General features: G+C 46.7%; 18 protein-coding genes and 1 tRNA gene. 18 read left to right on the forward strand and 1 reads right to left on the reverse strand.

Going from position 1 to position 25380, the window contains the following annotated elements; genetic code table 11:
- The first annotated feature begins 126 nt into the window (after positions 1-126).
- The 4 genes from DW915_RS06505 to DW915_RS06520 all read left to right on the forward strand — a co-directional run bounded on the left by DW915_RS06505 (position 127) and on the right by DW915_RS06520 (position 3885).
- Positions 127-198 (forward strand) — tRNA-Asn (locus DW915_RS06505).
- A gap of 108 nt (positions 199-306) precedes the next feature.
- Positions 307-1074 carry a class I SAM-dependent DNA methyltransferase gene (locus DW915_RS06510; RefSeq protein WP_022462420.1) on the forward strand — a complete coding sequence of 256 codons (768 nt, stop codon included), beginning with the start codon at positions 307-309 and terminating at the stop codon, positions 1072-1074.
- Positions 1075-1083: 9 nt separating this feature from the next.
- Positions 1084-1959 carry an Hsp33 family molecular chaperone HslO gene (hslO, locus tag DW915_RS06515; RefSeq protein ID WP_118741819.1) on the forward strand — a complete coding sequence of 292 codons (876 nt, stop codon included), beginning with the start codon at positions 1084-1086 and terminating at the stop codon, positions 1957-1959.
- Positions 1960-1974: 15 nt separating this feature from the next.
- Positions 1975-3885 carry an NAD(+) synthase gene (locus DW915_RS06520; RefSeq protein WP_118741820.1) on the forward strand — a complete coding sequence of 637 codons (1911 nt, stop codon included), beginning with the start codon at positions 1975-1977 and terminating at the stop codon, positions 3883-3885.
- A 131-nt stretch (positions 3886-4016) separates the two neighbouring features.
- Here the strand turns inward: DW915_RS06520 and DW915_RS06525 are convergent, their stop codons facing one another.
- Positions 4017-4490, reverse strand: coding sequence for a hypothetical protein (locus DW915_RS06525; protein WP_118741821.1), 474 nt, complete (start codon positions 4488-4490; stop codon positions 4017-4019).
- A gap of 227 nt (positions 4491-4717) precedes the next feature.
- On the opposite strand from DW915_RS06525, the gene DW915_RS06530 reads away from it, so the two are divergent.
- The 14 genes from DW915_RS06530 (at position 4718) to addA (ending at position 25332) form a co-directional block, all read left to right on the forward strand.
- Complete coding sequence (locus DW915_RS06530) at positions 4718-6433, forward strand: sensor histidine kinase (RefSeq protein WP_118595873.1); 1716 nt, start codon at positions 4718-4720, stop codon at positions 6431-6433.
- The gene (locus tag DW915_RS06535; RefSeq protein ID WP_118741822.1) at positions 6430-8013 is read left to right on the forward strand and encodes a response regulator transcription factor; all 1584 of its coding nucleotides are present in this window, start codon (positions 6430-6432) and stop codon (positions 8011-8013) included. Before DW915_RS06530 ends, DW915_RS06535 begins: the two co-directional genes overlap by 4 nt.
- 107 nt (positions 8014-8120) lie before the next feature.
- Entirely contained in the window at positions 8121-9665 is a 1545-nt protein-coding gene (locus tag DW915_RS06540) for an ABC transporter substrate-binding protein (protein ID WP_118595875.1), read from the forward strand.
- Between the two features lie 74 nt (positions 9666-9739).
- On the forward strand, positions 9740-10663 hold the full coding sequence (locus DW915_RS06545; protein ID WP_118595876.1) for an ABC transporter permease: 924 nt from the start codon (positions 9740-9742) through the stop codon (positions 10661-10663).
- A 10-nt stretch (positions 10664-10673) separates the two neighbouring features.
- Complete coding sequence (locus DW915_RS06550; RefSeq protein ID WP_022462680.1) at positions 10674-11570, forward strand: carbohydrate ABC transporter permease; 897 nt, start codon at positions 10674-10676, stop codon at positions 11568-11570.
- Between the two features lie 16 nt (positions 11571-11586).
- On the forward strand, positions 11587-12402 hold the full coding sequence (locus DW915_RS06555; RefSeq protein WP_117804859.1) for an alpha/beta hydrolase: 816 nt from the start codon (positions 11587-11589) through the stop codon (positions 12400-12402).
- Between the two features lie 20 nt (positions 12403-12422).
- The gene (locus tag DW915_RS16550; RefSeq protein WP_431834939.1) at positions 12423-12482 is read left to right on the forward strand and encodes a hypothetical protein; all 60 of its coding nucleotides are present in this window, start codon (positions 12423-12425) and stop codon (positions 12480-12482) included.
- 85 nt (positions 12483-12567) lie between these two features.
- A complete protein-coding gene (citD, locus tag DW915_RS06560; RefSeq protein ID WP_118595877.1) occupies positions 12568-12867 on the forward strand; it encodes a citrate lyase acyl carrier protein in 300 nt (99 codons plus the stop codon).
- On the forward strand, positions 12864-13763 hold the full coding sequence (locus DW915_RS06565; protein ID WP_117804857.1) for an aldolase/citrate lyase family protein: 900 nt from the start codon (positions 12864-12866) through the stop codon (positions 13761-13763). Before citD ends, DW915_RS06565 begins: the two co-directional genes overlap by 4 nt.
- 1 nt (position 13764) lies before the next feature.
- Complete coding sequence (gene citF, locus DW915_RS06570; protein WP_117804856.1) at positions 13765-15357, forward strand: citrate lyase subunit alpha; 1593 nt, start codon at positions 13765-13767, stop codon at positions 15355-15357.
- An 18-nt stretch (positions 15358-15375) separates the two neighbouring features.
- A complete protein-coding gene (gene citC, locus DW915_RS06575; protein ID WP_117804855.1) occupies positions 15376-16413 on the forward strand; it encodes a [citrate (pro-3S)-lyase] ligase in 1038 nt (345 codons plus the stop codon).
- Positions 16397-17779: a citrate lyase holo-[acyl-carrier protein] synthase gene (citX, locus tag DW915_RS06580; RefSeq protein WP_118741823.1), complete on the forward strand. Its 1383-nt coding sequence runs from the start codon at positions 16397-16399 to the stop codon at positions 17777-17779. The genes citC and citX overlap by 17 nt, the downstream gene beginning before the upstream one ends.
- Positions 17780-18053: 274 nt before the next feature.
- The gene (locus tag DW915_RS06585) at positions 18054-21557 is read left to right on the forward strand and encodes a PD-(D/E)XK nuclease family protein (protein ID WP_118741824.1); all 3504 of its coding nucleotides are present in this window, start codon (positions 18054-18056) and stop codon (positions 21555-21557) included.
- 79 nt (positions 21558-21636) lie between these two features.
- Positions 21637-25332: a helicase-exonuclease AddAB subunit AddA gene (gene addA, locus DW915_RS06590; RefSeq protein ID WP_118741825.1), complete on the forward strand. Its 3696-nt coding sequence runs from the start codon at positions 21637-21639 to the stop codon at positions 25330-25332.
- The last annotated feature ends 48 nt before the right edge of the window (positions 25333-25380 follow it).

A 25380-nucleotide genomic window follows, 5' to 3' on the forward strand; every position in this document is an offset into this window, starting at 1 on the left:
GGCATGGAGCTGACTGTTACTAATCGGTCGAGGGCTTGACCTGAATGGTTGTGTTCACAGAAATGGAATGATAGATGTAAAGTGTATGCGGTTTTGAAGGTATATCAAATATCTTCAATTAAATAATCCTCGATAGCTCAATGGTAGAGCATTCGGCTGTTAACCGAAGGGTTGTTGGTTCGAGCCCAACTCGGGGAGTGAATGAGACCTGCAGGGATCCTGCAGGTCTTTTCGTATATTGAGTTGCCCTGTGTGATGTGATACAATAAGGCGTAGCTACTGTAAACGATGAAGGAGAAAAGAAAGATGAATGAAAGTTATACCAGTTTTGCCCAGGTATATGACATGTTCATGGACAACGTGGACTATCCTGCCTGGAGCAAATATCTGATTCAGCTTTTAAAAGAATATCAGGTGGAAGACGGACTGGTGCTCGATCTTGGCTGCGGAACGGGAAACATGACCGAGCTGCTCGCCAAAGAGGGCTACGATATGATCGGCGTGGACAATTCTGAGGATATGCTCGAGATTGCCAGTGAAAAACGCGCCGAGTCCGGCTTAAACATTTTATATCTGCTTCAGGATATGCGGGAATTTGAGCTCTACGGAACCGTGAAGGCGGTTGTGAGCATCTGCGATTCCATCAACTATATTCTGGAGGAAGACGATCTGCGGGAAGTCTTCTCGCTCGTCAACAATTATCTGGACCCGAAGGGAATGTTTATCTTTGATCTGAATACCAAGTATAAATATGAACAGATGGGTGAGACTACGATTGCGGAAAACCGCGAGGAGGCAAGCTTCATCTGGGACAATTACTATGACCCGGAAGAAGAGATCAACGAATATGAGCTTGCCATTTTCATCCCGGAGGGAGAAGATTCCGATCTGTACCGTAAATTTGAGGAGGTACATTATCAGAGAGCGTACGATCTTGCGACGATCCGCCGCTTATTGGAAGAGGCAGGCATGGAGTTTGTGACGGCCTACGATGCATTCACAAAGGATGCGCCGAGACCGGAGAGCGAACGTATTTATGTCGTAGCAAGAGAAAAAGGAAAAAGTGAGAAATAGGAGAGAAACATGGATTATATTGTAAGAGCAACAGCGGCAGACGGACAGATTCGTGCGTTTGCAGCGACAACAAGAGAAACCGTAGAGACAGCACGCCAGGATCACAACACGAGCCCGGTTGCAACCGCAGCGCTGGGCCGCCTTCTGACGGCAGGTGCAATGATGGGCGTTATGATGAAGGGAGATAAAGACCTTCTGACCCTGCGCATCCATGCCGGCGGACCGCTGAACGGCATTACCGTAACAGCAGATTCCAAAGGAAATGTAAAAGGTTACGTCGGAAACCCGAACGTCGTGATTCCGGCCAACAAAAAAGGAAAACTTGACGTGGCAGGTGCTGTCGGCGTCGGATTCATGGATGTCATCAAAGACCTTGGACTGAAAGAGCCGTACGTCGGACAGTGCGTTCTGCAGACGAGTGAGATCGCAGAGGATCTGACCTACTATTTTGCAACGAGTGAGCAGGTTCCGTCCAGCGTCGGACTCGGTGTGCTGATGAACAAAGACAATACCGTCCGTCAGGCCGGCGGCTTTATCATTCAGCTGATGCCGTTCTGCGATGAGAAAGTCATTGAAAAACTGGAGCAGCGTCTGGCAGAAGTCAATTCCGTTACCGCATTCCTTGACGAGGGCCTGACTCCGGAGCAGATTCTTGAAAAACTGCTTGGAGACATGGACCTTGTGATCAACGATACCGTGCCGACCCAGTTTTACTGCAACTGCAGCCGTGAGCGTGTATCGAAAGCGCTGATTGCGGTCGGAAGAAAAGAACTGAACGAGATGATTCAGGAAGCAAAACCGGTGGAGCTGAAATGCCATTTCTGCAACAGCGCCTATGAATTTTCTACCGAGGATCTGAAAGAATTACTGCGCAAAAGCAAATAGCGGAGGGATAAAGAGATGAAACAGGGATTTGTAAAAGTCGCAGCCGCTTCCTGTGCGGTGGCAGTAGCGGATGTCAGAGAAAATACGAGAGTCATTCTGGAAACCATTCATAAAATGGAGGACGAGGGCGCAAAAGTGATGGTGCTCCCGGAGCTGGCGCTGACCGGCTATACCTGCAGCGATTTATTCTGGCAGAGCCAGATGATCGACGCGGCGAAAGAGGGATTAAAAGAGATTGCCGACGGAACGAAAGGGACCGATGCACTGATTTTTGTCGGCCTTCCGTGGGAACAGGGCGGAAAGCTGTTTAACGTGGCCGCTGTACTCTGTCATGGAGAGCTGCTCGGCGTCGTACCGAAAAAGTATCTGCCGAACTACAATGAATTTTATGAGCTGCGTCACTTTACGCCGGGAAAAGAAGCGGTGACAACGACGGAATTTTTCGGAAAAGAGGTTCCGTTCGGCATGAATCTGCTCTTCCAGTGTGCGGAGATGCCGCGCCTCAAAGTTGCTGCAGAGCTTTGCGAGGATCTCTGGACCCCGAATCCGCCGAGTGTGGCGCATGCCCTGGCCGGTGCGACGGTGATCGTCAATCTTTCCGCGAGTGATGAGATGGTTGGAAAAGACAGCTATCGGAGAAGCCTCGTGAGTGCACAGTCGGCACGTCTGATCTGCGGTTATATTTATGCGACAGCAGGCGAGGGCGAGTCCACGACGGATCTCGTCTTTGGCGGACAGCATTTGATTGCGGAGAACGGAACGATTCTTGCCGAGGCAAAACGGTTCGAGAATCAGATCGTCTGCGCGGATCTCGATGTTGATCGTCTGACGAGTGAGCGCAGAAGAATGACCACATATCCGGAACAGAGAACCGACGGTTATCAGGTGGTTAAGTTCTCATTAACAATAGAAGAAACAAAGCTGATCCGTTACTTCGATCCGCGGCCGTTCGTACCGTCGGATAAGCACAACCGGGATCAGCGATGTGATGAAATTTTAAATATTCAGGCCATGGGACTGAAAAAACGTCTGGCGCATACGCACTGCCAGTGCGCGGTCATCGGTATTTCCGGCGGACTCGATTCGACGCTGGCACTGCTCGTCACTGCAAGAGCGTTCGATCTGCTCGGCCTTCCGAGAAACCAGATTCTTTCTGTGACCATGCCATGCTTTGGAACGACGGACCGCACGTATCAGAATGCCTGTGAACTGACGCGGTGCCTTGGTGCAACCTTAAAAGAGGTTGATATCAAAGAGGCCGTCAATCTCCATTTCCGCGACATCGGACAGGATCCGGAGAAGCATGATGTGACGTATGAAAACGGACAGGCGCGTGAGAGAACCCAGATTCTGATGGATCTTGCCAACCAGTCCGGCGGTATGGTCATTGGAACTGGTGATCTTTCCGAGCTGGCACTTGGCTGGGCAACGTACAATGGCGACCATATGTCGATGTATGCCGTCAATGCGTCCGTACCGAAAACCCTGGTGCGCCATCTGGTACAGTATTATGCGGACACCTGCGGGGAAAAAGCACTTTCCGATATCCTTCTGGATGTGCTCGACACGCCGGTCAGCCCGGAACTGCTGCCGCCGAAAGATGGTGTCATTTCTCAGAAAACAGAAGATCTCGTCGGACCGTACGAGCTTCATGATTTCTTCTTATACTATATGCTGCGTGTGACGTACGAACCGCTCAAGATTTACCGTGTGGCAAAACTTGCATTTGCCGGTGTCTACGATGATGCGACGATCTTAAAATGGCTGAAAACGTTCTACTGGAGATTTTTCGCGCAGCAGTTCAAACGCTCCTGCCTGCCGGATGGCCCGAAGGTCGGAAGCGTTGCGGTATCCCCGCGCGGCGACCTGCGTATGCCGAGTGATGCGTGCGTGAAGCTCTGGAGAGAGGAACTCGACCAGCTGTAAAAAACAAAACAGGAAATACGGAAAGAAACAAAGATAATCCCAATTGGTGCAGACAATCAAATTTTGAGATGCACGACAGAAAAAAGGCTTCGGAGCAGAAGAATGCTTCGAGGCCTTTTTGCATGGAAAGATCAGGATTCTGCGGAGGAAGGATTTTGAGCCTGTTCGAGCGCCTGATTGATCGCGGAGACGAGCAGTTCGGAGGTGTAGCGGTCGTCCTCTCCGTAGATGAGGCCTTCCGTCGTCTGATTCACATAGATCTGGCTTGCGATGGAATCGAGCGCGGGCTCCATGAGCGGATACATGGCGGCGGTGGTTTCACTTAAGTTATTCAGTGAAATCGCGGTGATGCGGTCCTGCTCAACATTGACCTGCACATCGAAGGTCTGGTCGCCGAGGGAGATCGTGGAGGTGTAGATGCCGGGAATGTAGCGTGCATTTTCGGCGGAAGCAGCAGTGGTGACAGAAGGTTTTTTCGCAGAATCCTTCTTCCCGGAGAACATGATCAGAAACACCACGAGAAGAATCAGCGCGAGAGCAAGAAAAACAGCGGTGTAAACCACTTCTTTCATATGTAGTACAATGATTTTCGTTTTGGAACTCATGGGCGGGCACACTCCTTTTTGAAAAGCCGTCTGTGAGCGGACGAGAGGCGAACGGACGGGCGTTTTTACTATAATGTATGTAAAAGAAAAATCGTTTATGAAAAAAAGTGTCTGAAAAATCATTTCCGCAAGCTGCAAGTAATCTTTGGACAGTCTTTCTTCTGTCCGAAAATTAGTATATAATGTAATCGGTCACGATAACAAACTTCAGGGAGAGTCGGGAAAAGATGAAAAAAAGAAAAATCAGAAGTACCATGGGCGTTTTTTTTACTACTTTTTTGCTTCTGCAGATTATTTTACTGTTTCTGTACAAAGCGTTTATTGTTGATATTGCTAAAAAAAATGAGGAAAACCTGGTGGAAAATACACTGCAGATTTATCATAATACGATGGAAAGTGTATTGGAACGTTTGGATGATAACCTGGATCTTCTTCTGGGGTATCGCCTGCTTTTGACACAGCTGAACGGAGAAAATAATCTGGAAAAAGTGAAAGCGCAGTATCAAATGTTGCAAATTCTTAAGGAAAAATGCCAGGATACCAAAGAAGCGGATGCCTATGTGATTGTTAATTGTAAAGACAACAGTATTTTGATTCAGAGAAATGGAAATATAACATATGATACAATAAAAGATATCAAAAAATATCTTCAAAAGCGTAATACGTTTGATAAAACTCCTACATCCGGCTGGACTTCCACTGTCATGGGGAAGCAGGTGTATCTGGTAAAATATTATAATTATGGTGCAAATACGATCGCTGTATTGGTATCAGAAAAAAGACTGGACTCTTTGTTAAACTATAATGATATGTCCATCAAAGAGGCAGCGTTCTATCTTACAGACAAAAAAGGGAAAATTCTGTGCGGTTCAGGAGAGGATTGGACATATGGAGAAGCGATAGAGAATCTGCAGAAACAGGATCCATCCATCAGTATCTATCAGGGATCTGTTCTGGAAGATGCATATCAGATGTATTACAGTGTAAAATCATCCGAGTATGCCGCATATTCTACCTCCGGTATCGTTATTTTTGGATTTTTAGTACTGTCTTTGCTTTCCTTTGGAACAATTGTCTGGTATATGCAAAAAGAAATCTTCCGGCCGATTGCAGACCTGTTCTGGGTGTCCAGAAAAATTCACAGTGGAGATTTCAGGGCAAGAGCGGAATATAATACAAACAGCTACGAAATGGAAGAAGTAAAACAGGCATATAATGATATGGTACAGACGATTCTTGAAATGAGGGTGCAAAAGTACGAACAGGAACTTCGAATGAAGGATGTGCAGCTGAAGTATATTCATATGCAATTAAAACCACATTATTTCCTGAATGCTTTATCAACCATTAACAGCATGGTTTATCAGCACGAGGAAGAGAATGTCCATGCCTTTATTCAGGCATTTTCACAGAACATTCGTTATATGTTTCGAACCGGTCTGCATACTGTTCCGCTGCAGGATGAAATAAAGAATGCCAAGGGATATCTGGAAATGCAGCGACTCATGTACCGGGATTGCTTTTATGTCTATATGGATATACCGGAAGAACTGCTGCAGTATCCAGTGCCGCAGATGATCCTGCATACATTTTTGGAAAATATATTTAAGCACGTGATCAGTATTGATTCGTTCACTACGGTTCTGATTCAGGCATTGTGGAGCTTCTCGGGGAAGGAAGTTTACTTAAAACTGGAACTATATATATCGCAGGGTCAATTTTCACAGGAAATACTGGACTTTGTGAATAAAGATATGGAAATAACAGAAAAAAAAGATGGAAGTGGAATTGGAATAAAAAATGTAAAAGAGGTTCTGAAGATGATGTACCAGCAGGATCATCTTCTGTATTTGGAGAATCTGGAACCGGAAGGAACCAAAATAACCATATGGATTCCGAAAACACTGAAATGTACAGATGAGGAGAAAGACGAAGAGAGATGAATTTGCTGATTGTAGATGATGAAATTGTGACAACGCAGGTATTGGAAGAACAGCTGGATCGCGCGTTACTTTCTATTGACCAGATCTATGTGGCCTACAATACTTCTATGGCCAGAGATATTTTGCAAAAAAATAAAGTGGAACTGATTTTATGTGATATTGAAATGCCAAAGGAGAATGGAATTCATTTTCTGGAATGGGTACGAGAACAGAAAATCCAGACAGAGGTTATCTTTCTGACCAGCCATGAAAAATTTGAATATGCCTATGGAGCTGTGCAGAATGGTGCGGCAAACTATCTGCTGAAGCCAATTGATATGAATAAAATCAATCAGGCCTTGCTTCGTGTGACAGAAAAAATAGCCTGGAAACAAAAAACGGAGGAAATCCGGGAATATTGGAAGATCGGAAAAAGAAAGATGGTGCGATATTTCTGGACAAGAGTATTGCTGGAACCCGGTGTGCAGAAACAGGGACTCGAGGAGGAAATCAAGCAACAGGGGATAGAGGAAGAGATTCAGGAAAAATATTGTGTTGTGATTCTTCATTTTGCCAGTGGCAAAATGGACTTCGGTAAAGAAAAGGAACAGGAATCCATTTATAAATTTGCAATGGAAAATATTCTGGCAGAAGCATTCACAGAAAAAATTAGAATGGAAAATGTGATCTGCTGGGAAGAAAATAAGGGAACCTATCTTGGAATTCTGTCGGAATTTTCGGAAAGGGAGACGAAGGAGAGAGCGGCACAGGTCAGAAACATATTTGAAAAATATTTTCCGGATGTATTGCAGATCGGATACATATCCCCAAGCGTTTCTTTTTATGAAGCAGGTTTGGAAAAAGAGAAAATAATGGAATATGACAAAACGCATATTTATGACGAAGGGGAAATAAAGGAATTTATGGCATTGCTCCGAGAAAAGGAGGCTTCCGGACATATTCTGGACGAAGATTATATTCTGCAGTGTCTGAACAAGGGTTCCAGGGTAAGTACAATGGAATATTTACAAAAAACGCTGCAGCATGTAAAGCAAACGATGCATTCCGTAGAAGGATTTCGCAATTTTCAGGTGGAACTGACACAGCTTGTAAGCAAATATCTCCATGATAAAAAGGAAAATATGAACAGCGTGATTCGTGACCCGATCTATCTGAAACTGGATATGAATGCGGTTAAATCGGAATTTTCTATGGTGCAGTGGATGACATGGCTGATGAATAAGGTATTTGATCTGACACAGGAGGAACGGAAAGAAAAAACAGAAAAAAGGATCACAGATCAGGTAATTGATTATATCAGAGAACATTATACGGAAGATATTAACAGAAATACGCTTTCGGAGAGGTTTCATTTTTCACCGGAATACATTGGAAAAATGTTCCGGAAGGATATCGGAACGTCGTTGAATGATTATATTAATTCTCTGCGCGTGGAAAAAGCGAAACATTTGCTGGAAAACACCAATACAAAGGTGATTGATATTGCGCTGGAAGTCGGATTTGATACGCTCCCGTATTTCTCATCTGTATTTAAAAAATATACGGGAGTTTCACCGGTAGAGTTTCGGAAAAAAGAATAGATAGCTTAAAAACGAAAGTTTTTGTACTTTTTTGTGTAAGAACTTTCGTTTTTTTTGCGCTATGATAAGTCTATCAAAAGGAACCGGAAAGAAGAAAGGAGAAAGAAATGAAGAAAAAGATTTTGGCGATTTTGATGGCCACCCTGACAGTGGGATCTCTGCTGAGCGGGTGTGGTGGAGCACAGAGCGGTGATGCAACCGGAAAACAGGAAAGCAGTAAACAGGAGAGCAGCGACAGCGAAGAACCGGCAGAAATTGTATTTGCGTATATGACACAGAACAATATCCCAGAGTCATCAGAACTGGAAAGAATTCAGAACCTGATCAACGATTATACGGTAGATAAGATCAATACGAAGGTCAAACTGGTACTGTTTTCCAATTCTGATTATATGAATCAGGTGAATCTGATGCTGGCATCCGGAGAACAGCTGGATTTATTTCAGGCCTATAATACGTCGCATCTGAAATATATTCAGGATGGAACAGCGCTGGATATTACAGAGTATCTGGACAATGATCTGAAAGAAACAACAGAAACTCTTTACGATGGTTTTCTGGCACCGACAACGGTAGAGGGAAAAACATATGGAATTCTGAATATGGGTTCTAACTATGTACCGGGTGGATTTACCTATCGTGAAGATATTACTGAGGAACTTGGAATCGATATGAGTCAGGTTACCAAACCGGAAGACTTGACAGCAGTGTTTGCAAAGGTAAAAGAAGCTTATCCAGATATGACAATCATTGATCCGAACAGAGCGAATGCATTATTTGAAAGTTATCTTGGCAAGATTGATAAAATTGATCCATTAGGCGACAATATCGCTTCATCCGTTTCCGGTGTGGCTTATCAGGATAATGCAACTGTAGTGGATATATATGAAACGACAGACTTTAAAGAACTGTGCGAACTGACCAGAAGCTGGTTTGAAGCTGGTTATTATGCAAGTGATGCAGCTACCACAACAGCAACTACCGCAGAATTACTGATGTCCGGCAACTGCTTTGGCACATTCTGTGGTCTTGGTAATCCAAAGATTGCGCAGCAGTATACAAACAACTATGGTCATCCATTTGAAAATGTACAGATCAGTGATTCGATGATCTGGTCTGGAAACTCCGGGGCGTGGATGGTAAATTCCGGCTGTAAAAATCCTTCAGCAGCCTGCAAATTTATGAATCTGCTGTACACAGATGAATATGTAGATAACCTTCTGGTCTATGGAGAAGAAGGCGTGGATTATAAATTGGATGAAAATGGTTGTGCAGTAGCACCGGATGGATATACGGATCTGAATAGTGTAGCCTATACCGATAATATGAACTACTATTTCTGGGGAAATAAATGGTTGACCTATCCGGTTGCAGGCGGTCTGTATGGAGAAGAAAAAGAGACAAATAAACAGCAGAATTATGATGGAGATCATTCAAACTATTATGGTTTCCTTTACGACTACAGTGATAAAGAAGCAGAATATACCGCATGCCTGAACATTGTAGAAGAATATAAAAAATCTCTGTGGGTTGGTGCTGCGGATGTAGATGCAACACTTGCCGAGATGACAAAACGACTGAAAGCAGCCGGCATGGATGACCTGATTCAAGGAAAACAGGAGCAGCTGGATGCATGGATGAGTAGTAAATAGGAAAGACTTTGAAAAAAGGAAAGGGCTGCGGAATATCACCGCAGCCTTATTTATAAAAAGGGAGCTCGAATTATATGCCGAAGAGTAAGAAGAAATATGCCAGCAAAAATACATTAGCATTGCTCTTAATTGCATTGCCGGGTATTACATATCTGATTATTAATAACTATATCCCGATTGTGGGAACCTTTATTGCGTTTAAAAAGTTCAGCTATGCGAAAGGAATCTGGGGCAGTCCATGGTGTGGACTGGATAACTTTAAATTTTTGTTTCTGACAGATGATGCATGGGTTATTACGAGAAATACATTGTTATATAATCTGGCTTTTATCGTGATCGGAACCGTAGTTTCTGTGATTTTTGCAATCCTGCTGCATGAGCTGGGAGAACTGTTACGCGGAAAGCTTTTCCAGTCCGTGCTGTTGTTTCCACACTTACTGTCCTGGGTTGTAACGGCGTATCTGGTATACGCGTTATTGGGAAGTACAACCGGTTTTGTGAACAATACAATTTTAGATGCGTTGGGGAAAAACGGCGTAGACTGGTATACTGCAAAAGCTGCATGGCCGTTTATCCTGGTTATTGTATATCTTTGGAAGAATGCAGGATATAATGCGATCGTTTATATGGCAGGTATTGCAGGCATTGATAAGGAAATTTATGAAGCAGCAAAGATTGACGGTGCCTCTAAACTGAAACAGATTACTGCTATTACGCTTCCGCTTCTGAGACCAACCATTATTATTATGACATTGATGGCGATCGGTCGTGTATTCTATTCTGACTTTGGTTTGTTCTATCAGGTACCAATGAATGCAGGAACCCTGTTTTCTACGACGCAGACGATTGACACGTATGTATATCGTGGTTTGATGGAACAGGGTAATGTAGGAATGTCTTCGGCAGCAGGTGTATATCAGTCATTGGTTGGTTTTGCACTGGTCATGATTGCAAACTTTATTGTACGGAAAAAAGATCCGGAAAACGCATTGTTCTAGGAGGCAGGATATGAAAAAGACAGTCAGCGATGAAAAACGATTTATTGCAATAGCAACAGTTATTTTAGTGGTAATCAGTATTGTGGCGTTGTTTCCGATGATTCTTCTGGTGGTTGCGTCCTTTACCGATGAAAATGAACTGATTACAAACGGATATCAGATTTTGCCGAAGAAACTCAGCCTGGAAGCATATACCTACATGGTAAAACAGGCAGCAACAATCGTAAGATCGTATCTTGTTACGATTGGAACAACCGTTGTCGGAACCGGATTAAGCGTATTACTGACGACTTCGATCGCATATCCGATGGCACGAAAAACATTCAAATATAGAAACGCATTATCCTTTTTTGTATATTTTACCATGCTGTTTAATGGAGGACTGGTGCCACAGTATATTATGTGGACAACATTTTTCCATATTAAAGATACGTATGCAGCACTGATTTTTCCGAATCTTCTGATGACAGCATTCAATATTTTCCTGGTAAGAAACTATTACAGCAACAGCCTGCCGGAAGCATTATATGAAGCTGCACAGCTGGACGGAGCGTCAGAGCTTGGAATTTTCACCAAAATTGTATTTCCGTTGTCGAAGCCGGTAGTTGCCACCATTGGACTGTTTACAGGTCTTTCCTACTGGAACAGCTGGACCAATGCTTTATATTACGTACAGGATCCAAAATATTTTGGTATTCAGAATCTTCTGATGCGTATCATGAAAAACATTGAATATCTGCGAAGCGGAGCATCAGAGCTGGCGGCCGAAGGACAGGCAGTTTCGCTTCCGGGAAACTCCATCCGAATGGCACTGGCATTTGTCGGAATTTTACCAATCATTATTATTTACCCGATGCTTCAGAAATATTTTATCAAAGGTGTGGTTGTCGGCGCTGTAAAAGGCTGACAGAAAGGAGAAACAGATGGCAGCATATGTACATTGCAATTTTCACTCCTGTATCCTGCGGATGCAGGTAGATGTTTCGATTCTGCTTCCGGAAAAAGAGCGAATGGAAGATGTAGAGCAGGGAAAAAAGGGAGAGACTTTCGGGAAAAACAAAAAATATCAGACCCTGTATCTGCTGCATGGATTTACAGGAGACCATCTTTCGTATCTGAGGACCTCCAAGATTGAGCGTTATGCAGATGAGCATCAGATTATGGTGGTTATGCCAAGCGTATATAACAGCGCCTATACGGATATGAAATACGGACTGGATTATTTTTCTTATCTGACAGAAGAACTGACAGATTTTGTGGAGAGAAATTTCCCGGCAGCAACAAAGCGGGAAAACCGTTTTATTGCAGGAATGTCGATGGGAGGTTACGGTGCCTATAAATGGGGACTTACCTGTCCGGAAAAATTTGCGGCAATCGGAGGCGTTGCGGGATCTTATCATGCGGAATATCGTTATCAGGGAAAGGTTAACACGGTATCCACCCTTTGTGAAGCGTTATATGGTGATCCGCCTGCGATTACACCGGAGGTTCATGATGTTTTTACACTGTTGAAAAACCGGAAAGAAGAAGGAAGAGATATTCCGAGACTGTATACCTGCTGCGGTACAGAGGACAGACGTCACCAGGATTCGGTCGATCTGAAGGAGTTTGCGGATCAGCTGGGCGTTCCGCTGCTGTTTGAAGAGGGACCGGGAAGACATGATGATATTTTCTTTGATGAGTATATTCAGAAGATTCTGGACTGGATGAACTTTGCAGGGAAATCAGTAGAAGAATAAAATATACCGCAAAGTGGGGCTTGCAGATTGCGGAAATGATTTTTCAGACACGCGCTAAGCGAAAACACTACAGAATATAGAACTATTTAGCAGATAAAGACCCATATTTGTAGAAATTTTTCTTAGTGCGGCAGCCCCCACGGGAAATACAGGGAGAAGAGGAAAATGCAGATAGAAAAAGCAGCTGTAGCCGGAACACTGGAATCCAGCGATTGTATGGTTACGGTAGAAGATGGGGATGGCAATATAGATCTGGTACTGGAAAGTACAGTGATTCATCAGTATGGAAATCAGATCCGTCATGTGGTTCTGGATACTCTGGAAAATCTGGGAGTTCAGAACGTAAAAATTAAGATTGTAGATAAAGGAGCTCTGGACTGCACCATCCGTGCAAGGGTGGAAGCTGCGGTATACCGTTCCGCCGGGCAGTCGGAGCAGCTGCCATGGGGAGGTGCGATCCGATGAGAGACGCAAAAAAACGATTACGTCGTACCATGATGTTTTTAAACGCACAGAAGCCGGGACTGATTAAAGATCCCTATATTTATGGAGCAGATTCTCTGATGTTGGATCTGGAAGATGCAGTGGCAGAAAATCAGAAGGACGCGGCCAGATTTTCCCTGTTTCATGCACTTCGCACGATTGATTATCATGGAGCGGAACGGATTGTACGTATCAATGGCCTGGACACACCTTTCTGGAAGGAAGATATCCGTTGCGCAGTAGCCGGTGGATGTGATGGCATCCGGATTCCGAAGACAGAGACAGCACAAGATGTAAAGATAGTGGAGCAGCAAATTTTAAAGGCAGAGAATGAGTTTGGCAGACCGGAGAACAGTACCTTAATTATGGCAGCGATAGAATCGGCAAGAGGTGTGGTGAAGGCGTTAGAAATTTGCGAGGCTTCGAAAAGGTTGTTTGGTATCGCACTGTCCGGTGGAGATTACACGAAAGATCTGCATACCCACATCACGGGAACCGGAATAGAACTGATGGGAGCAAGACAGCAGCTTGTCATCGCTGCACGGGCAGCAGGTGTACAGTGTTTTGATACCGTCTATACAGATTTGGAAAACGAAGAGGGCTTTCGGGAAGACGTCAATACGATTCACCTGATGGGCTTTGATGGGAAATCGATTATCAATCCAAGACAGATTCGTATTGTACATGAAATTTTTACGCCGAAAGAAAAAGAGATTATTTTTGCGGAAAAAGTAGTCCGTGAGATTGACAGCAAAAAGGCACAGGGAATCGGTGTGTTTACTGTAGACGGAAAGATGATTGATATTGCGTTTTATGATGGTGCAAAGCGAATCATCGAACTGGCCAAGGCTTCCGGTGTGTACGAGGGGGAACTGTAAAATGAAAAATGCAGTAGGGAGAGAAATTCCCGAGGAAATATTGAAGATAACAGGAAAAGAAGTATTTCACGGAGTGCATTATTATGATGGTTATGAATATCAGAAAGATGGTCCGAAAACCCGCTGCGTGGTGAATTCCGATGGCAGCAAACTGGTGAAAACAATTCATGAGGCACTGGTGAAATGCGAAATCCGGGATGGCATGACAATTGGATTTCATCATCATTTCCGGGATGGTGATCTGGTTGTAAATATGGTGATGGAAGAAATCCATAAAATGGGTATTAAAAATATTACCATTTGTGCCAGCTCTCTTGGGAAAGCGCATGCAGGACTGGTGCCGTACATGGAAGATGGAACGATTACGGGAATCCAGTCTTCCGGTGTGCGCGGTGAGATTGGAAAGGCGATTTCTGAGGGAAAACTGAAAGGGCTTGCAGTGATGCGCTCTCACGGCGGCAGAGTTCGGGCAATCGAAACAGGAGAAGTACACCTGGATATTGCATTTATCGGAGCACCGACGTGTGATGATTATGGAAACTGTCGTGGTATCGGTGGAAAGGCGGACTGCGGAGTGTTGTCCTATGCGATGGTAGATGCTGATTACGCAGACAGAGTCGTAGCAATTACGGACTGTCTGGTTCCGTTTCCTAATTTCCCGGCGCATATTTCCATGACAAAAGTAGACTATGTAGTAGTGGTAGATGCAATTGGAGATCCTAAGAAAATTGCAACAGGTGCAGCAAAACCGACGAAAGATATGAGAAAACTGATGATGGCGGATTACTGTACACGATTTGTAACGTCTACCCCGTACTTTAAAGATGGATTTTCCTATCAGACAGGTGTGGGAGGCGCGTCTATCGCTTCCACCATTTCGCTGGCAAAAATCATGAAGGAACGTGGAATCCGTATGCGTTTCGGTGTCGGAGGTCTGACAAAACCGATGTGTGATCTTCTGGATAACAATCAGGTTGATGTACTTCTGGATACGCAGGATTTTGATCTGGATGCGGTAGAATCAGTAAAAGATATCAGGCATTTCAGAATCAGTGCCGGTGAATATGCAGACCCTTTTAACAAGGGCGCAGTAGTCAACAAACTGGACTTTGTGATTCTGGCAGCACTGGAAGTTGATGTAAATTTCAATTGCAATGTTGTAGTAGGTTCCGATGGCGTTATAACAGGCGCGCAGGGAGGTCATCCGGATACGGCGGCAGGTGCAAAATGCACCATTGTACTGACTCCTTTATTACAGGGAAGAATTCCGGCAATCTGTACGGAAGTAACAACAGTGACAACACCGGGAGAATCTGTAGATGTAGTCATCACGGAATATGGAGTTGCAGTTAACCCACTGCGAAAAGATCTGCTGGAAGCGGTAAAAAACAGTGGACTTCCGCTGAAAACGATAGAAGAACTTCGGGATTTGGCTTACCGGATTGCAGGAGAACCGGAGAAAGTAGAATTTGGCGAACGTGTTGTAGGAATTATTGAAAGCAGAGATGGAACCATCATGGATGTAGTTCGTCAGATTAAACCATTCCGATTTAAAGAGGAAAAGAATATACTCCCGGAGCCAGTACATAAATAAGAGAAGGGAGGGCAGGCAGTGAGTGACTATATGGAAGAAACAGGGGATCCTTTTACCGGGAAAAAGAAAGAGGAACTCAAAAAATTTCTGGAATACATGGGACTTACTTATGATGAGCAGATTACACATTCCATCGTATTGCGAAAAGAGAAAGAAATCATAGCAACTGCTTCCTGCCAGAAAAATATCATAAAATGTGTTGCGGTATCAGAAGCGTATCAAGGACAGAATCTGCTGGCACATCTTATGACATCTCTGATTGAATATTTTTATGGAATGGGAATTTCTCATTTTTTCGGATTTACCAAGCCTCAGAACAAAGAACTGTTTTGTAGTATGGGAATGTATCCGGTGGCACAGACAGAAAAAATTCTTCTTCTGGAAAATGACAAAAACGGACTTGAAAAATTCCTGAAACGATTAAAAAAAGAAACACAGGAACAGCAGAAATGCAAAGTGGAAAACAGACATGAAAACGGTATCGGTGCAGTGGTTATGAATTGTAATCCCTTTACCAGAGGACATGAATACCTGATCCGGGAGGCAGCAAAAAAAAACAAATGGCTGCACATTTTTATCCTCTCAGAAGAACAGAGCTTTCTGACAACGAGAGAACGGTATCAGTTGGTAAAAGAAGGAATACAGGAAATTCCAAATGTGATTCTTCACCAGACCTCAGAATACATGATTTCGCCGGCTGTGTTTCCGACATACTTTATCAAAGAAAAAGCGAAAGCCTATGAGATGAATTGCCAGTTGGATATTCAGCTGTTTGGAGAGTGCATTGCACCGGAGCTTAAAATTACAGATCGCTATGTGGGCAGTGAACCGGTCTGCGATGTGACACATACCTATAACCAGTGCTTACGGGAGCAGCTGCCGTGCTATCAGATCCGCTTTCATGAAATTCCCAGAAAAACATATGGAGACCAGATCATCAGTGCATCTGAGGTCAGAAAAAAATATGCGGAAAATCAATTAAAAAGCGTCTGCGGAATGCTTCCGGAAAGTACCTGGCGCTATCTGGAAAGGAAAAAGAATGAAAACGGAAAATAAAGTTTCCTTAGAGCAGGTATTGTGGAGCCGAGAAAAAAGGGTGGCAACGCAGAAAGAGCTTCTTGAAAAATATCCGGGTACGTTAATCTGCTTTATGCTCAATATTCCGGGTCCGGAAAAGGTAAATAAACTTTTCGAAAAGGTCTTTTATGAAGGACTGGAAAAGATACAGAATAAGCTGGAAACGGAAAAAATTTCGACGGAAGTCCGGCTGGTACAAGAAAACATAACCGGATATGAGGGATATTTGGTTGTGAAAGCAGACGGCTGCCGGGTGAAAAAGCTTATGATTGCTTTGGAAGAGACGAAGATTGGGAGACTGTATGATATTGATGTATTGGAAAAAGAAAATACGAAAATCAGCAGAAATGATCTTGGATTTCCGGAAAGAAAATGTCTGTTATGCGACAACCCGGCCTGTCAGTGTGGCAGAAGCAGAAAACATTCGATCGAAGAATTGAGAAAAAAGATCTATGATATCATATGGGAAGAGCAGCTACAAAGAGGCGTAGCCGCTGAGATCAGTCAGGCCCTGATGGAAGAAGTGTATACGACACCAAAACCAGGCTTAGTAGACCGGGAGGATACCGGTGCACATACAGATATGGACTGTCAGACATTTCAAAAGAGTACAGAGGCGATCGCCGAAGATCTGGCGGCAATGTATGAAGCAGGGTATTCCTGGGAGGCAGATCCGGAGACGCTGTTTCCGCTTCTCAGAGAAAGAGGAAAAAAGACGGAAGAAAAAATGTTTGCTGCAACCGGAGGAGTCAATACGCATAAAGGAATCATTTTTACGATTGGCATTCTAGCAGCTGCGGCCGGAATTTCCCTGAGAAATTACGGAAAAATCGAGTCAGAGAGTGTTTGCCGAATCAGTCTGGAAATGACAAAAAAAGAGCTGGAACAAGATCTGAGAAAGTTAAAACAAAGTTCGGGGATCACGCATGGAGAAAAAATTTACTGCCATCTGGGCGAAAAAGGTGTCCGGGGACTGGCAATGACCGGATATCCGATTCTGTGTGAACTTACGGTTCCTCATATGAAGCAGTATATAGCAAATAACAGGGACAAAAATCAGATCAATGTACAGATTCTTCTTGAAATTATAGCAGAGCTTACAGACACAAATGTCATCAGCAGAACCAGTGAGAAAGAAATGCGATGGCTGCAAACGGAAGCAAAGGCAATTCTTAAGGCAGGTGGTGCTTTTAGTGAGAATGGTTTGCAAAAAGTGCGGGAACTGAATCAGATTTGTATCCGGAAAAATATGAGTCCGGGCGGAGCTGCGGATTTACTTGCAGCAACGATTTTTTTGTGCCGCATGGAAACACTGATGGAACGACGGAAAGGTATTTTACAATAAAAAGAAATTAAAAAGAAACGGCCGCTTTCAATACGGAATATTTCGTTATTGAGAGCGGCTTTTCCTATAACAGCCTTCACTCGGACAAAATCTCCCACAAAGTGGAATTCACAGCTTACGAATATCCGCTTGACACACACTCTGGTGCGGTAATGTTTAGGGAAGGAAGAGTTACAATTTGCCCGGCGTTTGATTGCATCGAAAAAAAGAGTCTGTTATACTTAGCTATGTCTATTTTAGGAACGGAAACGGGGCAGAACAGGAGGAAAAAAGCATGAGTCTGCAGTTTATTATGGGAAATTCGGGGGCTGGGAAATCGAGGTATGCGTATGAAAAAATTCTGGCGGAAGCGGCGCGCCACCCGGAGAAAAATTATCTGATTGTCGTGCCGGAGCAGTTTACAATGCAGACACAGAAAGAACTCGTGTCTCTGCATCCGGCGGGCGGAATTTTAAATATTGATATTTTAAGTTTTCAACGTCTGGCCTACCGTATTTTTGAGGAGACCGGCGGAAGCCTGTATCCGGTGCTCGAAGAGACGGGAAAAAGCCTCGTGGTGAAGCGCGTTGCGCAGGAAAAGAAAAAGGAGCTGACAATTCTTGGCAGCACGTTAAAAAGAACCGGTGCGGTTTCGCAGATGAAATCGCTGATCTCCGAGCTGAAGCAGTACCAGATTGCGCCGTCCGAGCTTGATGCGTGGGCGGAAGAGACGGGGGAGAAAAAGCTGCTGGCGGCAAAACTGAAGGACACCGGTGTGATCTACCGCGCGTTTGAGGAATATCTGGAAAACCGTTATGTGACGGCGGAGGATGTGCTGGAAGTTCTGGCGGGGAAACTGGAAGAATCGGCGTTGATCAAAAACAGTGAGGTGCTGGTGGATGGGTTTACCGGATTTACGCCGGTGCAGATCGGTGTGCTTGGAAAACTGTTCCGGCTCTGTGCGAAGGTTTATGTGACGATTATTATGGATGAGCGGGAGGACCCGTATAAAAAGGCGATTCCGCATCAGCTTTTTGCGATGAGCCGCCAGCTTGTCCAGCAGCTCATGAAAGCGGCAGATGAAGCAGGGTGCCCGGTGGAGCCGGAAATCTGGGTCAGACGCTCGGGACATGGCCGTTTTCAGCCGGGAAGCACGATGGATCAGCTGGAGCAGAGACTGTTCCGGTATGGAAAGAGAGGATTTTCCGGAAATGGAATAGAAAAAAGACCAGAATCAGGAACGGAAGCAAAGAAGGGAAATCCGGCAGCAGGATACGAGGCGAAACAGCAGGGCATCTACATCAGCGTCGCGCCGAATCCGCGTGCCGAGCTGGAAGAGACGGTGCGTCTGATCCGCCGCATGGTGCGCGAGGAGGGCATGCGTTACCAGGATTTCGCCGTTCTGACCGGAGATCTTTCTGTTTATGGCACGTATGCGCGGGAAATCTTTGAAAAATGTGGTGTTCCGTACTTCGTGGATGAAAAACATTCCGTGCTGATGAATCCGTTCGTCGAATTTCTGCGCGCGGCGATCGAGATGGTCGTGCAGAGCTTTTCCTACGAGAGTGTCTTCCGCTATCTGCGCTGCGGCCTTTCGAGTCTGGACCGCGAGGAGACGGATGCGATGGAAAACTATGTGCTCGCGCTTGGAATCCGCGGGCTGAAAGCGTATGGGGAAACCTGGACGAGGGGCTACCGCGGCATCAAGCCGGATGAAGTGCCGCAGCGCAATCTTCTGCGGGAGAAGTTTTATGCTGAAGTGCAGCCGTTTGCGGAGCGGATGAGGAAAAAAGATGCCACGGTGCGGGAGCGGACGGAGTCCCTGTACGCGTTGGCGGTACAGAATCAGATGCAGGAAAAACTCGAGGAGCGGCGACAGCAGTTTGAGCAGCAGGGACAGGAGGCGTTTGCGAAAGAATACAGTCAGATTTACGGCATTGTTATGGAGCTTCTGGATAAGATCGTCGAGGTGCTGGGCGATGAAAAAATGACGCTGGCAGAGTATCAGGAAATTCTGGAAGCGGGATTTGCGGAGGCATCTGTCGGTATTATTCCGCCGACGGCGGATCAGGTACTGATCGGAGACAATGAGCGGTCGCGTCTGAAGGACATCCGCGTGCTGTTTTTCGTCGGCGTGAATGACGGGCTGATTCCGCGCTACGACGCGGGCGGCGGCATTCTCTCGGAATATGACCGCGAGGAGCTGGAACGGGCGGATGCGAAGCTGTCCCCGACGGCGCGGGAGACGATGTATCAGCAGAAATTCCATCTGTACCGAAATTTGACGAAACCGTCGGAACGGCTCTATCTTTCGTTTGCAAAGGCAGGCGCGTCCGGCGAGGCGCAGAATCCGTCGTATCTGATCAACGAAATACGAAAACTCTTCCCGGAAATTCCGGTGCGGGATATCGAAAAAAAGGAACAGCCGGAGGAACGGCTGGAAATGCCGCGGTCCGGTGAGGCACTGTTCCTCGAAGAACTTGGAAAAGCGGCGGAGGGAGAGATCGATCCGCTGTTTGAGGAGCTTTACCGCTGGTATGCGGCGCACCCGGAGGCTGGAATTCCGGCGGAGACGTATCGAAAAGCGGCGTTTCTGCGCTGTGCGGACGGTGTAATCGGAAGGAGTGCGGCATCGGCGCTGTATGGAGATACCTTGAAAAACAGTGCGACGCGGCTGGAAAAATATGCGGCGTGTGCGTTTGCCCATTTCATGGAGTTCGGCCTTCAGATCCGCGAGCGGGATCAGTATGAGCTGAAAGCGGCGGATATGGGAACGGTCATGCATGAAGCGCTTGAGAAGTTTTCGAAAAAACTGCAGGAGAACGGTGAGACCTGGAAGACGGTGACCGATGACACGCGTGACCGTCTGATTGAGGAGTGTGTCGAGGAGACGATGGCGGACTATGGAAACACAATTTTTCAGAGTTCAAGCCGGAATCAGTACCGCATTATCCGCGTGAAGCGGATCCTGAAACGAACTGTCTGGGCACTGCAGCAGCAGATCCGGCAGGGAGAATTTGAGCCAGGGGAATTCGAGGTTTCGTTCTCGATGGAGGACTCGCTGTCGGCGATCAACATCGATCTGTCGGAGCATGAGAAAATGCGTCTGCGCGGACGGATTGACCGCGTGGATCTCTGCGAGACGGACGATAAGGTCTATGTGAAAATTATCGATTACAAGACGGGAAATACGTCGCTCGACCTGGTGGCGCTCTATTATGGACTGCAGCTGCAGCTTGCTGTTTATCTCGATGCGGCGGTGGAACTGGAGCAGAAAAAGCATCCCGGCAAGCAGGTGGAGCCGGCGGGCGTGTTCTATTATCATATTGATGATCCGATGCTCGATCAGGAGGAGGATGAGACCGACGAGGCGTGGGGCCGGCGGATGCTGAAAGCGCTGCGGATGGACGGTCTTGTGAATGCGGACCGGAAAGTTGTGGAGCTTCTCGACCGCGTGCTTGAGGACGGAACGACATCCGATGTGATTCCGGTTGGAAAGAAGAAGGATGGAAGTTATACGAGCTATTCGAAAGTAGCATCGCCGGAGCAGTTTGATGTGATCCGCACGTACACCAGAAAGAAGGTGCGTGAGATCGGCGAGGGCATTTTTTCGGGCAATGTAAAAATTTCCCCGTATCAGCGGGACGGTGCGACGGCGTGTGCGTACTGTGAATATCAGGGAATCTGCGGTTTTGACCAGAAAATTCAGGGATACGAGTACCGCAAACTGAAGGGCATGGACACGGAACTGCTGATGAAGGCGATGCAGGAGATAACACAAAGTGATCAAAAGGAGTGACTGCCTTCCGGAAAGGAAAGAGAAATGCAGTTTTCCATGTATGAGAAAGTAATCAGCCAGAAAGAAGAGGGAGAGATAAATGGCAGTAAAATGGACAGCGGAACAGCAGAAAGTCATTGATACGAGAGACCGGAATCTTCTGGTCAGCGCAGCGGCAGGTTCCGGAAAGACGGCGGTTCTGGTAGAGCGGATCCTTGCGATGGTGAAAGATCCCGTGCGCCCGATTGATATTGATCAGCTTCTTGTCGTGACCTTTACGCGTGCAGCGGCGGGAGAAATGAAAGAGAGAATCGGCCGCGCCCTGCAGCAGAGCCTAGAGGAAAATCCAGAGAATGAGCATTTACAGCGGCAGCAGACCCTGCTTCACCATGCACAGATCAGCACGATCCATGGCTTCTGTTCGTATGTGATAAAAAATTATTTTCAGATGATCGATCTCGACCCGGTATACCGCATGGCGGATGAGGGAGAGATCCGTCTGATGAAAAGTGACGTGATCCAGAAGATGATGGAGGAGCGGTTTGCGGAAAAAGATCCTGCGTTTACACGGTTTGTGGAGAGCTACGCGGCGGGAAAACAGGATGACGGACTCGACGCGCTCGTGCTGAAGCTGTATGAATTTTCCATGAGTTATCCGTGGCCGGAGCAGTGGCTCGAAGAGTGCCGGGCGGCGTATCAGATCGATTCGCCGGAGGCGGTGCAGAAAAGCATCTGGGTACAGGTACTGATGGCTGAGGCGAAAAAGCGGCTCTCGAGTATTCTGGAAGGAATTGAGGAAAACCGAAAAACGGCGGTAAGCCCTGGCGGACCGTATCTGTATGACGAGGCGCTGGCATCAGATCAGCAGATGGTGGAAGAGCTGATCGAGACGGAATCGTTCGACGGAATGGTGCGCGCGATGGCCGGAATGAAGTTCAAGGCGCTTTCGCGGAAAAAGGCAGACGATGTGAGCGAGGCGCCGAAAGATCAGGTGAAGGCAGAGCGCGATGCATGCAAAAAAGAACTGCAGAAATTAAAAGAGCAGTTTTTCGAGAAGGACAGCGCCGAGATTGCGGAGGAGATTGCGGACTGCCGGGAGCCGATCGGCGTGCTGATCGATCTGACGGAGCAGTTTGCGAAAGCGTTTGCAGAGAAAAAACGGAGCAAAAATATTCTTGATTATGCCGATCTGGAACACTTTGCGCTCGAAATTCTTGTGAAGCAGGAGGACGGCCGTCTGGTGCGGACCGATGCGGCGCGGGAGCTTTCGGAACAGTTCCGTGAAATTATGATCGATGAGTATCAGGACAGCAACTTTATCCAGGAGGCACTGCTCTCTGCAGTGTCCGGCGAGGAGGAAGGCAGATGGAACCGGTTTATGGTCGGCGATATCAAGCAGAGCATCTACGGATTCCGCCTGGCGCGGCCGGAGCTGTTTCTGGAAAAATATCATACGTATGCGAAGGACGGGGAAAGCCAGCAGAGAATCGATCTCGACAAAAACTTCCGAAGCCGGCCGGAGGTGCTTGCGACGGCGAATTATGTATTCCGCAAGCTGATGAGTCCGGAACTCGGCGGCATCGCGTACGATGAGGCGGCGAGCCTCCATGCGGGAGCAGCGTTTCCTGCATTGCCGGAAATGGAAGAGGAAAAGACGGAAACGTGGCATGCGGCATATGAAACAGAACTTCTTCTGCTGGATGACAAGGCGCCCGAGCTGGAAGATGATAAGTCGCGCGAGACAAAGATGGAAACGGAGGCGGCTGCCGTTGCCGCGCGCATCCGCGAGATGGTCGGAAATGAGGAAGTCGTGGGCAAAGAGACCGGGGAATACCGGAAAATTCAGTATCGCGATATCGTAATTCTGCTTCGTGCGGTCAGCGGATGGGCGGAGACGTTTTCGCGCGTACTGCAGGCGGCGGGAATTCCGGCGTACAGCACATCAAAAACGGGATACTTTTCCACGCAGGAAATCGTGACGGTGCTGAATTATCTGCATCTGTGCGACAATCCATGCCAGGAGATTCCATTTACGGCAATCTTACGCTCGCCGATCTGCGGATGCACTGATGCAGAGCTTGCTGCGGTGCGTTGTGTGGATAAAGACGTAAAAATTTATGAGGCGTGTGGAAAATATGCGGCGGTAGGTGAAGATGAGGCGCTTCGTGAGAAACTGCGGCGGTTCCTCACACAGCTCGAAATGCTGCGGAGCCGTGTGCCGTACACGCCGATTCATGAACTGATTACGCAGATTCTCGAGGAGACGGGCTACGGCGGCTATGCATCCTCGATGCCGGGCGGCGTACAGCGGCGGGCAAATCTGGAAATGCTGGTGGAAAAGGCGGTGGAGTTCGAGGCGACGAGTTACCGCGGCCTGTTCAACTTTATCCGTTATATCGAACAGCTTCAGAAGTATGAAGTGGATTTCGGCGAGGTGAATATTTATGGTGAGAGCGCAGATACCGTGCGTATTATGAGTATCCACAAGAGTAAGGGACTTGAGTTTCCGGTCGTGTTCCTCTCTGGTATGGGAAAATCGTTCAACCAGATGGACAGCCGCGCGGTACTCGTACTGCATTCCCGGATGGGTATCGGTGCGGATGCGATCGATCCGGAGCACCGCGTGCGCCAGGCGACATTGCCGCGGCAGATTATCCGGCAGAGCATGAAACTGGAAAATCTGGCGGAGGAACTGCGTGTGCTTTACGTTGCGATGACGCGGCCGAAGGAGAAGCTGATCATGACAGGGATGGCGTCGAAGCTGGAAAGCCGTGTGAAACAGTGCGCGGCACATGCGGGACGGCAGGAAGAACTGCTGTCGTATCAGACTTTGAGCAGTGCATCCGGTTATCTTGACTGGATTCTGCCGGCGTTTTCCCGAAACCGGTGTTTTGATGGGCTGTATGAGCAGTTTGGTCTTGCGGGTAATGCGGAAAATCCATTGTACGCGGAGAAAATTCCGGTTACGATCCGCCTGGTATCACCGGCGGGACTCGTCGAGGGCGAGGTTCTGCATCAGATGGAGCGCGCGGTCAATGAGCAGAAAATCATGGAAATTCCGAAGCAGCCGCCGAGAGAAGCGGCGCTGAAGGAACTTGTGGAGGAGCGGTTTGCCTACCAGTATCCGTATGAGAAGGAAAAACAGATTCCGGTAAAGGTTACCGTTTCACAGCTGAAGAAGGCCGGGATGGAGGAATCCGAGATCGGAAAAGAGCTGTTCGCGCAGGAAGAACTCGTACCAATTGTGCCGGGCTTTCTGAAAAAGGATCATGTTGCGGCTCTGACGGGCTCTGACCGCGGAACGGCGTACCACCGCCTGCTGGAATGTCTCGATTACCGCAGAGCGTACAGCATCACAGAGCTGATGGCACAGACGGAGGAATTGATTGCAGAAGGAAAGATGACGAAAGAAGCAGCGGAATGCATTTATTTCAAATCGATCCTCGCTTTCGCAAAAAGTCCGGTTGGAATGCGGATGCGGAATGCCTTTTTGAATGAAACCCTGAAACGGGAGCAGCCGTTTGTGATGTCCGTTCCGGCAAGTGAGGCAGATCCGTCCTATCCGGAAGATGAAACCATTCTCGTGCAGGGAATCATTGACGCATGGTTCCCGGAGGGGGATGAGATTGTTCTTGTGGACTACAAAACGGACCGTGTGAAAGAAGCCGGGGAGCTGAAAAAGCGGTATGAAAAACAGCTCGCCTATTACCAGCAGGCACTGGAGCGGACGACAGGGAAGAAAGTGAAAGAGAAAATTATTTATTCGCTGGCACTGGATGAAGAGTTGGTATTGTAGGAAAAAACTACTAAAAAAAACAACTGTCAAAACAGGGATAAAGTATGA

This window comes from Blautia sp. AM42-2, assembly GCF_003480245.1.
Taxonomy (GTDB): domain Bacteria; phylum Bacillota; class Clostridia; order Lachnospirales; family Lachnospiraceae; genus Fusicatenibacter; species Fusicatenibacter saccharivorans.

Bases quoted from the DNA above. Each gene is read 5' to 3' on its own strand.
- DW915_RS06510 (WP_022462420.1), top strand. From the start codon at position 307: ATGAATGAAAGTTATACCAGTTTTGCCCAGGTATATGACATGTTCATG.
- hslO (WP_118741819.1), top strand. From the start codon at position 1,084: ATGGATTATATTGTAAGAGCAACAGCGGCAGACGGACAGATTCGTGCG.
- DW915_RS06520 (WP_118741820.1), top strand. From the start codon at position 1,975: ATGAAACAGGGATTTGTAAAAGTCGCAGCCGCTTCCTGTGCGGTGGCA.
- DW915_RS06525 (WP_118741821.1), bottom strand. From the start codon at position 4,490: ATGAGTTCCAAAACGAAAATCATTGTACTACATATGAAAGAAGTGGTT.
- DW915_RS06530 (WP_118595873.1), top strand. From the start codon at position 4,718: ATGAAAAAAAGAAAAATCAGAAGTACCATGGGCGTTTTTTTTACTACT.
- DW915_RS06535 (WP_118741822.1), top strand. From the start codon at position 6,430: ATGAATTTGCTGATTGTAGATGATGAAATTGTGACAACGCAGGTATTG.
- DW915_RS06540 (WP_118595875.1), top strand. From the start codon at position 8,121: ATGAAGAAAAAGATTTTGGCGATTTTGATGGCCACCCTGACAGTGGGA.
- DW915_RS06545 (WP_118595876.1), top strand. From the start codon at position 9,740: ATGCCGAAGAGTAAGAAGAAATATGCCAGCAAAAATACATTAGCATTG.
- DW915_RS06550 (WP_022462680.1), top strand. From the start codon at position 10,674: ATGAAAAAGACAGTCAGCGATGAAAAACGATTTATTGCAATAGCAACA.
- DW915_RS06555 (WP_117804859.1), top strand. From the start codon at position 11,587: ATGGCAGCATATGTACATTGCAATTTTCACTCCTGTATCCTGCGGATG.
- citD (WP_118595877.1), top strand. From the start codon at position 12,568: ATGCAGATAGAAAAAGCAGCTGTAGCCGGAACACTGGAATCCAGCGAT.
- DW915_RS06565 (WP_117804857.1), top strand. From the start codon at position 12,864: ATGAGAGACGCAAAAAAACGATTACGTCGTACCATGATGTTTTTAAAC.
- citF (WP_117804856.1), top strand. From the start codon at position 13,765: ATGAAAAATGCAGTAGGGAGAGAAATTCCCGAGGAAATATTGAAGATA.
- citX (WP_118741823.1), top strand. From the start codon at position 16,397: ATGAAAACGGAAAATAAAGTTTCCTTAGAGCAGGTATTGTGGAGCCGA.
- DW915_RS06585 (WP_118741824.1), top strand. From the start codon at position 18,054: ATGAGTCTGCAGTTTATTATGGGAAATTCGGGGGCTGGGAAATCGAGG.
- addA (WP_118741825.1), top strand. From the start codon at position 21,637: ATGGCAGTAAAATGGACAGCGGAACAGCAGAAAGTCATTGATACGAGA.